General features: G+C 45.7%; 2 protein-coding genes. Both read right to left on the bottom strand.

Annotation, left to right across the window (positions count from 1 at the left end; translation table 11 throughout):
- Positions 1-59 precede the first annotated feature (59 nt).
- A complete protein-coding gene (locus LCD34_RS12340) occupies positions 60-3893 on the bottom strand; it encodes a non-ribosomal peptide synthetase (protein WP_224559199.1) in 3834 nt (1277 codons plus the stop codon).
- Between the two features lie 45 nt (positions 3894-3938).
- Entirely contained in the window at positions 3939-14633 is a 10695-nt protein-coding gene (locus tag LCD34_RS12335) for a non-ribosomal peptide synthetase (RefSeq protein ID WP_224559197.1), read from the bottom strand.
- Between the last annotated feature and the right edge of the window lie 6 nt (positions 14634-14639).

The following is a 14639-nucleotide window of genomic DNA, read 5'->3' as shown; positions in this document are numbered from 1 at the left end:
AGTTCCTTTCCTTTTTTGTTAGGCAGGACTGCAAGGCTGCATCCTGCCTAATCTAAAGTTTACAAGACTCGTTCTCTATTTGTTTGATTGACAATATGTTTGATCAGCTGTGCATTTTGAGCTGCACATTCTTTATGCTTGAACATATCAGCATGCCGGCCATAGCCTTGGTATTGAGTAAAAGATCCGGCCGTTGCCTGTGTCCACTCTTCCATCCAGTCCGGGATCGCTATTTGTTCTTCAGATTGGATGAACGTAATATCTGCCTGTATTTTGCCTTGATTCACCCCCTTAACAAACGTTTCATAGTAGGCGCGCGTCTTTTGGGCAAGCGCTTCTTGAACGATCTCCCCTTGAGCAAGTTCGCTTTGTTTCGTTTGATGAACAATCGCTTCAATATCATCATCAATGGATCGTCCTTCTAAATCACTTTCTCCAATTTTCTTATAGGAATCGATCATGATGACCTTCTCGACTGTCCGTCCTACTTGTTCAAGCGCTTGAACAAGCTCAAAGGCGAGGTAACATCCGCCTGAGTACCCCATCAACGTCAGCGGCCCTTTTGGCTGAAGGTGCTGAATATGCTGAACGTACTGCGCCATTCGGTTATTCGTTTCAATAAAATCAAAAGCGACTAGCCGAACATCATCAAGCGTTTTTGCTGCTTCCTGATAGATAAAGCCGTAGCCTGGTAATGGCGGAAGAGCAAAGACTGTTGATGTTTGAGATTCATTGAATACAAGATAGCCAGCGGTTTCCCCGTCCTGATGCTGAATATAATGACTAAGCGCTTCAATCGTCGGGGTCTCAAACAACAAATGGATCGGCACCTGAACCTCAAACTCTTTTGATACTTTGGACAAAAGAGACATCGCTTTTAAAGAATGTCCGCCAAGCTCAAAAAAATGGTCATCTGTGCTAATATCCTCTCGTTCAAGTACTTCCCGCCACATCACCAGCAGCTTTTGTTCCACTTCATTTGCGGGCAGTTTCACACGACGGTTTCCTTGCGGTGCCTCTGGTTTTGGTAGCTGGCGTTTATCAACCTTCCCGTTTGGCGTAAGTGGGAGGTTCTCCAGTTCAATCAGCTCATGAGGCAGCATATAAGCTGGAAGACGCTCTTTCAGCCTTGATTTGATGTCATCGAGTTTGCCTTTCCATGCATCATCACACGTGATATAGGCAAGCAGCCTTGTATGATTGGTTTCATCATGATCCGCTAGGAGTACAGCTTGTTTTACACCTGGGTGCATGAGAAGGTTGGCTTCAATTTCTGTCAGTTCAATTCGGTGTCCTCGAATTTTTACCTGATCATCAACTCTGCCTGCATACTCAATCAGACCGTCTTCTCGAAAGTAAGCTAAATCCCCCGTGCGATACAGGCGCTCACCCGCAGCGAATGGATGGGCGATAAAGACTTGTTTTGTCAGATCAGGACGATTCAAATACCCTTTTGCCAGTCCTTTGCCGCTCAGACAAAGCTCTCCAACCATTCCAATCGGCTGAAGCTGCCTGTGCTCACTCAATATATAAGCGCCCGTCTGGTTGAGCGGCTTCCCAATTGGAATAGAATGTGCCTCTAAAGGGATTGCTTCATCTATTGGATAATACGTGGCAAAAACCGTTGATTCGGTTGGTCCGTATACATTCAACAATCTGCCTTTTCCCATCACATCAAAGGCTTTTCTCACATGCTGAACTGATGCCCTCTCTCCCCCAAACAGCACCTTACGCACACCGCGCATCCAGTCTGTTCCTTCATCAACGAGAAGATGGAATAAAGCCGTTGGAACAAACATGACAGAAATATGCTCTCCTTTTATCAGCTCAGTGAGCTTCCCCATATCTAAAATGGTTTCTTTTTGCGGCAGGACAAGCTTTGCTCCGTTTAAAAGCGCACCATATACATCAAATGTAAAGCCATCAAATACGCTATTTGATAACGACAACAATGTATCTGTTTCTAAAATGGTTAAGTAATTCGTATTTTTGACCACCCGGGCAATATTGGAATGGGTCGTCATGATGCCTTTTGGCTGTCCGGTTGTTCCAGATGTATACATGATGTATGCCGTATCATCTAAACCAGCTTCAAGTGGCAGATTCTCTGAGCTCATCAGTAAAATTTCTTGATCATCTGCAAAAAGATACGTGCCATCAAATGCGAGTGACCTCGTCTGACTGATAAAGGATGAATGAGTCAGAAGATGCGTCGCTCCGCTATCTTTCAGCATATATTGGATACGGCTTTCTGGATAATCTGGATCAATCGGCACATAGGTGGCACCTGCTTTTAAGACAGCGAGTAAGCTGACAATGAGTTCAGGTGTCCGCTCTGCTAAAATGGCGGTCACCGTTTGATGACCCACCCCATTTTTTTGCAAATGCCTTGCCAGTCGATTGGCTTGTTCGTTCAGCTCCGCATATGTCATCGTGTGATCACCTGCTGATAATGCCACTGCATTCGGCTGTTTTCGGACATTATGCTCAAACCACTTTGTCAAATAAAGCTGATCATGCTCCAGCTCAGGTGCATTCCATTCCTCTAACATTCGCTGTTTTTCCTGCTTTGTCACAAGTGTCAGTGTATGAACTGACTGATCTGGATGTTTGATGGTCCCTTTGATCAAAAGGGTCAGCTGATCCTTTAATTTACGGACAAATGCAGGATCAAATGCACGCTGATTAAAGGCCAGCTTCAGCTGCAATTGTTCCCCGGGCGACGCCAGTAAATTGAGATCATAGTTCGATTTCTCATAGACATTCATGTCTTCTACTGTAAAGCCAAGCAGTGACTCCTGCTCGTCTTTCTTTGCAGCAGGGACATTCTCAAACACCACAATATGATCAATGAGCTGCTGCTGACCTGCCTTAGCCTGAATATCATAAATCGGGATATATTGGTGCGGTTCAGCCGATAAAGACTGCTGCTGCGTCTCTGATAATAGAGAACGGAACGTCATTTGGTCTGTCAGCTGGATTCGTCTTGGAATGACATTGATGAACAACCCCACCATCCGGTCCACACCAGCTAAATCTGCCGGACGTCCTGACACAACCGTTCCAAACAACACATCGTTTGACCGCTGATACCTGCTTAGTAAAATGGACCAAGCCGATTGAAGCGCACTGCTTAACGTGGCATTCTGCTGCAAGGCTAACTCTGATAAAGCAGCTGTTTCTTCTTTACTCATGGCCCATTCGATTTCGCCTAATTCATGCTCATTTGTTTGCTTTCGCTGTTCTTTAAAAGTCGATTGCCCCTCAAAGCCAGCCAAAGATTGCGTCCAATATTCAAGTGAGGCTTGTTTATCTTGTTTTTCCAGCCAATGAATATATTCTTTATATGGCTTGACTGGCTCCAGCCTGTAAGGGATGTCATGCAAAAGTGCATGATAAATCGCAAACAATTCCTGCACAACTAGACCAAAACACCAGCCATCTAGAAGGATATGGTGATAGCTCCATATCCAGCGATAGCTTGAAGGACCCGTTTGAAAAACAGAGGCCCGCATGAGCAGATCCTTTGAGAGATCAAATCCTCTCAGCTGATCCTTTTGTTTAAAACGATCAATACGTTCAAACTGTTCACTTTCAGAAAGGTCCTGTATGTCCACAACATCAAGCTGGAAAGGTCGATTCTTTAACACAACTTGGACAGGACGCTTCACTTTTTCGTGGAGGAACACGGTACGAAAAATATCGTACCGTTCCACGATGATAGTCATGCTTTTCTCAAGCAAATCATGCCGAAGTGTGCCCTTCACGTTCATATCCATTTGTTCTACATAAAAGCCTTTTTCTTGATGATGGAGGGTATGAAACAGCATTCCTTCTTGCATCGGTGACAGATAGTACATATCTTGAACTTGATCCCTTTTAAATTGACTCATCTATTTCATTCCTCCTTTCCCTTTTTCATGACTGATCTAGTGGTGTTAGGTCAATTTCTCCTCGAGCATGTCAAAGATATCGTCCATTTCATCCATTTCAAGGTCTGCAGCCGAGAAGTCACTTGGCGTAAATTCTCGCTCTTGATGCGCTAAGCAATGGGTGATGATGGATCTGATTTTCTCCTTCAACAATGCGATGAACTGCTGTATCGTTTGTTCTTCATATTCACTTGCACAATATGAGCACGACAAAATGAATTGATTGTGCTGAACAAGACCGCTGAGGTTCAGCTTATAAACAGCTTCGGATTCAGGGCTTGCTTGACGGCCCATATCATAGGTTGAGGGCCCAAAGAGTTCTGTCGTCACTTCCTGATCAATCTGCCCGAGATAGTTCAAGCTGATTTCAGGCTGCACGTGTTTGACTGACGGTTCGGATGGTGTCATGTATCTTAAAATACCGTAACCAATCCCTTTATTCGGTACACGCCGCAGCATCTCTTTCGTTCCTTTGATAGCGTCTGCAATGGTCTGATTCGGTTTCGCTTCGAGAACGACTGGATACATGCTCGTAAACCAGCCAACTGTGCGGGATATATCTAATCCTGATAAAATGTCCTCTCTTCCATGACCTTCAAGCTGTACATGTACATGAGATTGACCTGTCCATTCCTGAACGGCCAGTCCGAGCGCACATAGAAGAATATCATTCATTTCTGTTGTGTACGGAAGATGGATATTCGTTAACAGATGCTCGGTTTCTGCTTCTGTCAGCTGCATTTTGACCGCTTTCGTATTCGCGACTTTTCTTTCTTTTACTTCATGGTCAACAGGTAAAGTCGTAAACGGTCTATTTTCAATCGCTGCCCAATACTCCTTTTGGTTTTTTAGCAGCTGTGACTGCGCGTATCGTTCAACCGCTTCTGCCCATTCTTTGAAAGAGTGCGTTTTTGGCGGCAGAACCATCGCTTCTCCTTTTTCTGCCTGATAATAAAGAGACATAAAGTCTTCTAGTAAAATCCGGCATGAAACGCCGTCAATCACTAGATGATGTGTGATCATGAGTAAGTGATCACCGTTTTCTGTATGGAAACAAATCACTTTCATCAACGGACCTTTTTCAAGATTCAGTTGACGCTGATACTCATTGGCGTATGTGGAAATCGCCTGTTTCACATCTTGCGCTTTTGAAACATCACAAGAAATAATTGAAAATGGTTCTGTCAGCTCCCGCTGATTGTATTGCAGCATGTCATCATGCTCCTGTCTGAACACCATGCGCAGTGCATCATGATGTGAGAGCAGCCTTTGCAGAACTTGTTCTGTGACAGCCAAGTCAAACCCTTTTGGTGCATGAAGCATCATTGAGAGATTCCAGTGGTGCTGGTGATCAAAGTTACGTTCAAAGAACCAGCGCTGAATCGGTGTTAAAATGACCTCTCCTTCGACAGCTGACTGATCGGCTGTGAGAAGATCCGCTTCTTCGATATATGGGCGAAGCTCCGCAATCGTTGGGTATTGGAAAAGCAGTTTCATATCGAGCTTCCAGCCTTCTTGCGTAAGTCTGCTTGCCATTTGAATGCCTTTAATCGAATCTCCGCCAAGGAAGAAGAAATGGTCGTGAATACCGACTTGGCTGACGCCAAGCACATCTTCCCAAATGCCGCAAAGCAGTGCTTCCACTTCATCTCTTGGCGCTTCGTATGCTGTTTGATTCGCTTCCATATCAGGTGCTGGCAATGCTTTGAGATCCACTTTGCCATTTGCCGTCATCGGCAGTTGGTCTAGCTTAATGATCCATGATGGCACCATATATTCAGGCAAGGTGCGCTTTAATCTTTCTTTCAAAGTGCCCGTTTCTTCATCTGTGATGGCGTAAGCGACAAGAGCGTCTTGATCACTTGCGTCTTTGACCGTTGTCACGACGGCTTCTTGGACTGAATCCAGCGCAAGGAGCTGCGCTTCAATTTCTGACAGCTCAATCCGGAATCCGCGGATGTTCACTTGATGGTCTTTTCTCCCGAGGTAGATCAGCTCGCCATCCTCTGTCCATTTCACCAAATCACCTGTACGGTACATGCGCTCTCCTGGATAAAACGGATCTGGGACAAACTGTTTGTCCGTTTCCTCTGGGAGATTCCAGTAACCTCTTGCCAGTCCTTTCCCCGCAATCACGAGCTCACCCGGTACGCCTTGCGGCGAGAGGTCATATAACGAACCCATAATGTAAAAACGAGTATTGGCAATCGCTGTTCCGATAGGAAGCGTGCCTTGATCTGGATCAATGATCCCACTTGTCGCCACGACCGTATTTTCTGTTGGGCCGTAGTTATTGACGAGTTTGTATGGAACGGGCTTCACCTGTTTCAGCTTGTCCCCGCCTGTCAGTAAGTAACGGAGAGAATGATTGTCCATCGACATAAACTGCTCACATAGCTGTGTTGGCAGGAACGCAATGGTGATGCCTTCGTGATTAAAATACGAATTGAGCTTGATCATATCGAGGCGAATCGCTTCGTCGATGATATGGAGCTCTGCGCCGGCGATCCACGTCGGGAACATCTCCCAAATGGAGGCATCAAAGCCAAAGCCGGCATATTTGGCGGTTCGGTCTTGTTTCGTCACCTGGAAGGCATCATTGTGCCAGTAGGCGAGATTGACAAGGGACTGGTGCTCGACCATGACACCCTTCGGCTGTCCAGTCGTTCCAGATGTGTAAATCATATAGGCGAGATCCGTTGGTTTGATAGGAACCTGAATCTCGTGCGCTTTTCCTTCTACTGCCTCTTCTATTGAGAGGGTATGACCTGTGAAAGAAGGTGGTGCAGTGAGCTCTTTCTGAATCAGAAGGACCTCTGCCCCGCAATCTTCCAACATGTAGGCAATGCGCTGCGCTGGATAATCGGCATCAATTGGCACGAATGCCGCACCTGCCTTGAGCACACCGAGAACAGCGGCTGTCATCTCGAGCGATGGACGCGTGAGAATGCCGATGCGGTCTCCCGGTTTTGTGCCGGTGGAAATGAGTCTTGCGGCGACTGTATTCGCCCGGTTGTTCAGTTCTTCATACGTCCAGCTTGTGCCGCAGAAAGTTGCGGCTTTTTGATGAGGTACTTCTTGTGACTTCGCCTCAATCAATGTATGAACCGTTTGATCTGTCGGGACATCTAGGACAGGTCCGGACCATTCATCAAGCAGATGTCGCTCTTCTTCTTTTGTTAAGATGGAGATGGTCGAGATCGACTGATTCAATTTCGCAAGCATTTCGTCTATGATTCGCTCAACATATTGACTCCATCGCTGAATGGTACTCTTTTTAAATAGTGCCGCTGCATATTCAAAGCGCAAGCCCACTTGATCTTGTTCCTCAAAGACACCGAGCGTTAAATCAAATTTTGCCTGAACGGCTTCTTGCTGTTTGTGCGAAAGCGTAAGTCCATTCAATTCCGGTAACGTCAGATCACGCTCATCCGTTGTCATCATGACACTAAACAACGGGTTGCGGCTCGTGTCTTTCGGAAGGTCTAACTGCGCGACCAAATCCTCGAATGGGAATCCTTGATGTTCATAAGCTGATAGATTGTGATCTCTTATTTTTTCTAGCAGATGCTCTGCAGTTTCTTCTAACTGAACGTCATGTCGAAGGGCCAGTGTATTCACAAACATGCCCGGAATCCGTTCGATTGACGCATGTGTACGTCCAGCCGTTACAGCCCCTATGACGATGTCATGCTGCCCAGTCAATTTATGAAGGAGAATGGCAAAGGCCGTTTGCATCACCATGTTCAAACTCACATTTTTTTCAGCCATGAGCGCTTTGATATGCTGCGCCTTTTCAGCAGACAGCCATCTATCCACCCGGTCTCCTGCAAATGACTGCACACTAGGCCGAGGAAAATCAAGCGGAAGTGCTAAGTCTTCTGGCGGCTGTGCATATTGCTCCAGCCAATACTGCCGCTGTTTTTCAAGTGCTGCTTGCTGCTCTTCTTCTTGCTGCCATACCGCATAATCCTTGTAGTGCAACTGAACTGGCGGTAACGTCTTATGCTCATACAACTCCGCTAATTCTTGAATGAGCAGACTGCGTGTCACCCCATCTGCGATGATATGGTGCATATCCATCATGAACACATATTTATCATCAGACAACTTTGCCACTTTTGCCCTCATTAGAGGTGCTTGATGTAATGAGAATGGTGTCATGAAGTTGTCTACGACGGATTGTACCTGATCGCTTTCTACTTCAACCATCTGTAACGTAAACGGCACACGGCGATAGATTTTTTGGACGGGACTGCCGTCAATTTCAACAAAGGCTGTCCGCAATGACTCATGTCTATCAATTAAAGCTTGAATCGCTCCTTCTAGCTGCTTCAGATCAAGGTTTCCTTCCATCATGAAAACGGCTGGCATATGGTAGGTGACGGATTCTGGATGCAACTGCTGTAATACGTACATTCGCTTTTGTGCGGAAGAGACTGGATAGAAATCTTGCTTTTCCGCTGGCTGAATGGATGTGACGAGCGAAGAATCAGCTTCTTCCAAATAGGCAGCTATCGCCCGTATCGTTGGCTTTTCAAAAAGAACCTTGAGTGGTACATGCTGATTCAGTTTGGCTTGCATGTTCGAAATGAGCACCATGCCTTTCAGAGAATGCCCGCCTAATTCAAAGAAATGGTCATCAATGCCAACTTCCTCCATTCCAAGAACATCTGACCAAATATCACAAAGCGTCTGCTCAAGCGCCGTTTCTGGTGCTGCGTGTGCCGTGCGGTTCATATGTGCCTCATGAGGAAGCGGCAGAGATTTTGCATCTACTTTTCCGTTTTGCGTCAGCGGCATATGATCCACTTTGACAAAATAAGTAGGAATCATGTAATCCGGCAGTGTCTCTGAAAGCTTTTCTCTAAATGTCAGCGTTCCAATGTGATCAGGTGCTGTATAATATAACGCCAGCTCCGGTAAACGAGATGTGTTGATCACTTTGACATACACTTTTTGAATGGTTGAAAGGGCACGTGCGGCATGCTCAATTTCTTGTTTCTCAATTCGATAACCGCGAATTTTCACTTGATCGTCTACTCTTCCAAGGAATTCAATCTCCCCATTTGCATGCTGTCTGACCAAATCTCCAGTCCGATACATCCGCTCTTGAGGGAAATAAGGATTTTCAAGAAAACGCTCTGCTGTTAATTCAGGCTGATTCAAATAACCTTTTGAAACACCATCACCTGAAATGTAGAGCTCACCCGGTGCGCCATAAGGGACAAGGCGCTGCTCGCGATTGCATACGAGCGCTCTTGTATGAGCAATAGGCTTTCCGATGATAGAACGCTCCTTTAAAGCGTCCAGCTCATGCGGTGTCATTAGCTTGCTCACTGTACCAATCGTTGTTTCTGTCGGACCGTAATGGTTCATCACTGCGACGCATGGATGCTGCTTCATAAATGTCTCAACATCTTCAGAGACAATCGATTCTCCTCCCAATACCACAAGCCGTAAAGCGTCAAATGTATAACCCTTTGAATCTGCCATCATATGAAATAAGGATGGTGTCATTTTGATATAAGTCAGCTCTTGTTCATCAATAAAACGCATGAGACGTACAGGGTCTGTATACACGTCTTCACGAGGAATATAGAGTGTCCCGCCTGCTCTTAGAACCGGGAAAATGCTTGTGTAACCAAGGTCGTATGCATAAGAAGACAGGAGTGCTGTTCGATCGCATTCTTGTAAAGTCACTTCATGTGTCAACCAATTGACGTAGTGTGATAGATTACGATGCGTGAGCTGTACACCCTTTGGCTTCCCTGTTGTTCCAGATGTGTAAATCACATAAGCCAGTTGATCAACCGATACGTCCGGCAGGTCTAGAGAATCGTTTCGTTGGACGGCTTTCTCCACATGTACGACCTGAATCGACTTGAGATGCTGATACGAATCGCCAAGAGACTCATTTGCCACGATGACTTTTGCCCCTGAATCTTTTAATGTGTAACGAATACGTTCCGCAGGAAAAGCTGGATCAATTGGGACAAATGCACCGCCTGCTTTCATTACACCTAGCATCGAGACAATGACATAGACAGAGCGATCAAGAATAAGCGCGACTGTGCTTTCTTTCTCTACGCCTTGCATCTTCAGCTCACTGCAAAGAGCATTGGACATGCGATCCAGTTCGCAGTAGGTGAGCTTCCTTTCACCATCCATCACCGCAATGGCATCAGGCGTTTCCATGGCTTGACGTGAAAATTGCACATGGTACGGCTCATGTTGACCTGTTTGTTCTCCATCCCTTTTCTCCAGCCGCTCCATTTGCTCATGCTGATCCAAGAGGTTGAACAAGCCAATTCGTTCATTCGGATGCTGGACCGCCTCACGAATAATCGCAAGAAGATGTGTTCCGAACCGGCGGATGGTTTCCTCTTTAAATAATGCCGTTGCATAGTCTAGGCTTAGTTTTATTTCTCCCTCACGTTCAAATGCTTCTAGAGACAGATCAAATTTGACGGATCGGTGCTGCATTGCATAAGGCGAAATGTTCAGATCGCCGAGCTTTAGTGCAGGAACATCCATGTTCTGCATATTAAACGAAACACTAAAGAGCGGGCTTCGGGTTGTATCACGATCAAGCGGCAGACGCGCGATTAACTCTTCGAGCGGATAGCTTTGATGTGCAAAAGCATCTACACTCGTTTCTTTTATTTCTTCAAGTAGCTGTAAAAATGACTTTGTTTGTTCCGGTTTTCCGCGCATCGCAATGGTATTGATGAACATCCCTGGCATGTCCTGAATATCTGGATGTGTTCGCCCCGCAACAGGAGATCCGACAATGATATCTTCCTGTCCGCTGTAGGATGCGAGCAGCACTTGAAATGCAGATAACAAGAACATGTACAGCGTCGTATCTGTTTTCTTGAGTAGCTCATGAATACGCTGAGTTGTCGCTTGATCACAGCCAAACATCACCCGTTCTCCAGAAAAATCACGTTCCACTGGACGTGGGTAGTCTGTCGGCAAATCTAAAACCGGTACATCTCCTTCGTATTGCTTCAGCCAATACGCTTCATGCGCACGCTGTTTCTCTGTTTCTTCTTCACTTAACTGCCAGACAGCGTAATCTTTATAATGAATGGCTCTTTCTGCAAGTGCCTCTCCATCATAGGCTTTCGCCAAATCCTGAATGAACGTCTTCATGGAACTGCCATCTGTAATCAGGTGATGTGCTTCCAGAACTAAAAGATGACGGTCGTCACTCACTTTGAGCAGCTGTGCCCGCAGGAGGGGAGCGGCTGTCAAATCAAACGGCGCCTGACGTTCAGCAAGAAATGCCTCAGCCTCTTCTTCCTTTACATCATGGACAGGGAGGTCAAATGCCACTCGTTCATGTACCCTTTGGACGATGTGCTCGCCTTTCATATGAAAACTCGTTCTTAAAATTTCATGCGTTTGAATCAATTCATCAAATGCTGAGGTGAGCCGCTGATGATCGAGCGTACCTTCAAGCGTTAAGACGATCGGAATATGATAGTTTGTACTCTTAGGTTCAAGTGTTTGTAAAATGTATAAGCGCCGCTGAGCTGGTGACACTGGATAGTCCTCCGCCTTCGCTGCGGGTAAGATCGGATGTCCTTGTTCTTCTTGACCGTCCTGGTCAATGTATGACGCAAGCGATCGAACCGTTGGCTTTTCGAATATCACTTGAATCGGAACTTCCTTTTGGAACACTTCTTGGATTTTGGCTGACATCATCATTGCTTTGAGTGAATGTCCGCCAGTCATGAAGAAATGCTCATCTATTCCCACCGCTTTCCCAAGCAGTTCCTCCCAAATTTGAGCAAGCGCCTTTTCCGTCTCGGTTTCAGGTGGAATGATCCTGATTTCTTCACGATCAGCTTCGTCAGGCGTTGGTAAAGCTTTTCGATCGACCTTTCCGTTTGCGGTAAGCGGAAAAGCATCTAGCTTCATGACGTGATGAGGTACCATATATGCTGGCAGTGCTTGATTAAATAGAGCCCGCACTTCTTCTTCCGTGATCGTTCCCGTATAGTAAGCGGTCATTTCTTTTTCATCTGAAGGAGACGCATGGATGAGCACAACCGCATCATCGATCCCCGTCTCTTGTTGAAGAATCGTTTCAATTTCACCGAGCTCAATACGGAAACCACGGATTTTCACTTGATCATCTGTCCGTCCGAGGAATTCGATTTGACCATTTGAACCGTACCTAGCCAAATCTCCTGTTCGATACAAACGCCCTTCTCCCTTGAAAGGATCAGCGATAAATACTTGCTTTGTTAATTCTGGACGATGGAGATATCCTCTTGAGACACCGTCTCCGCCAACATACAGCTCTCCTGGCGCGCCAATTGGCTGAAGTCTTTGATTGTCATCTAAAATGTAAGCGGACGAATGATTGATCGGCTGACCAATTGGAATCGTGCCCGTTTCATCCCCTCTCACCTCATAAATGGTCGAGATGGTGGTGTTTTCTGTGGGGCCGTACGCATTCAGTAAAACAAGTGATGGATGATTTTTCTTCACAAGCTCTGCACTTTTCACATTGATCACATCACCGCCTGTGATCAATTTGGACAGTCCCTTAAACATATGCGGTCGCTGCTGAGCGAGTTGATTAAACAAACCTGTCGTTAAAAAGAGCGCCGATATTTGATTCGTTTGGATAAAGCGTTCAAACCGGTTGATGTCCAATAACGTGTCACGGTCAACAGGATAAAGTGTTGCACCGTTCAGCAGTGTGGTGAAAATTTCAAAAGTAATGGCATCAAAGCTGACTGCTCCTGTATGTGCCATACGATCCGACTTGTTCAAGCCCAATGTCTCCTGAGAACATGCCAATCTGACAATATGCTGATGCTCAATTTGAACACCTTTTGGCTGGCCGGTTGACCCCGACGTGTACATGATATATGCCAATTGCGAAGGAGAGGTCTCGACTTCGAATGGTACGATTGACTGATTCGATATGTCTGACACATGAACGGCTTGGATGCTTTCATGAACTGGCGGCTGGCTGTCCGCATAGAGCAACACGGATGCACCGCTGTCTTCAAGCATAAAGCGGATTCTCTCCTCTGGCTGGGCTGGATCAATTGGTACATAAGCAGCCCCTGCTTGAAGAACCGCTAAAATGGCGATCACTGCTTCAGCAGATCGATTCATATACACTGCGACGGCATCTTCTTGTTTCACTCCGCTATCAATCAAATGTCCCGCAACACGATGGATTTCTTGGCCGAGTTCTTCATAGGTGAATGCCCGCTCTCCTTCGACTAACGCCAGCTGGTCTGGCTGCGTTTGAATGCGTTCTTTCAGAAGCTCAGGAATAGACAGATGCTTTGGATAATCTCGTTCTGTCTTGTTCCATGCTTCAATCTGCTGTTTTTCTTCTTCGGTGATACACGTCACGTCATGAAGGCGAACTTCCGGATTTTCGATGATCTGCTTCATGAGGTTGGTCAGGTGTTTCGATATTTTTTCAATGACCTCTTCTTCAAAAGCCACCGCATTGTATTTGATTTTCAATGTCCATGTTTCACCTGGATATACGAGGACATTTAGATCGAAATTCGTTTGTTCAAATCCGTCTTTTACATCAATGGAAAACCCTAGACGTTCCGACATGGTGTCACCAGATAGCTCTTGATCTAAAGGATAGTTCTCAAACCCGACCAAGTGATCGAAGAGTTGCCCTCCTGCAGCTGTCTGTTGCTGAATGTCATAAAGCGGCATAAAATCATAGTTTTCCGCTTCCAGCGCATGCTGCTGAACTTTTTGAAACAGCTGTTTGAAGGTGTCTTCCTGATTCATTTCTACCCTGACCGGTATTGTATTGATAAAAAGCCCTGCCATCTGTTCTATCCCAGCCACACTTGGCGGCCTTCCAGATACGACTGTTCCGAAAGTGACATCATGTGCCGCATGGTAAGTGCCTAAAAGAACCGACCAAACAGCCTGGAATAGATTTGGTGCTGTCACTTGGCAATTTCTTGCGATCTCTTGAATGCTTCTGACCATTTCAGCATCCCATGTGAACGTCCATTCCTGATGGTCATATTGTCCGTTCGCTTCTTTTTGCTGCAAAAGCCCTTGATGCTGAACCGCACCGTCTAAGCGATCCTTCCAATAGCCTTCCGCTGCTTGTTGATTTTGCTTGCCAAGCCACTGGATATAATCTGCATAAGGTTTTCCTTGTGAGCGATCCGGCGTTTTGCCGTTCCGATAAGATTCGTAGTAATGAAACAATTTTTTCATCAAAACTCCCATGGACCAACCATCCATGATGATGTGATGGTTGCTCCAAATGAGATGCCAGTTTGTTTCATTCAGTTGAAAAACAGCGACCTTCAATAACAAATCATTCGTTAAATGGAAGCCTTGCTTTCTCACTTGCTTTTTATATTGATCTAGTACCTTTTGCTGTTCCTGATGATTCAGGTGAGATAGATTCTTTCTATACACATCTAGATTGCGCTCTGCCAGTACAACCTGACGAGGCTTCTGTAATTGCTGATAGACAAAGGCTGTACGGAGAATGTCATATGTGCCGATGAGCTCATTGAGACTTTTTTCAAAAAGATCGAGATCAAACTCCCCTCTTATTCCAAGCTCCAGCTGTGTGAAATAAGAGGACGAATTAGGGTCTAGCATGGCATGATATAACATGCCTTCTTGCATTGGTGTTAAAGGATATACCTTTTGAATCTTCTGTTTGCTCATAGTCCA

The organism is Bacillus sp. RAR_M1_44 (assembly GCF_020165935.1).
GTDB lineage: Bacteria > Bacillota > Bacilli > Bacillales > Bacillaceae > Bacillus > Bacillus altitudinis.
This window is presented reverse-complemented; position numbering and strand designations above follow the sequence as displayed.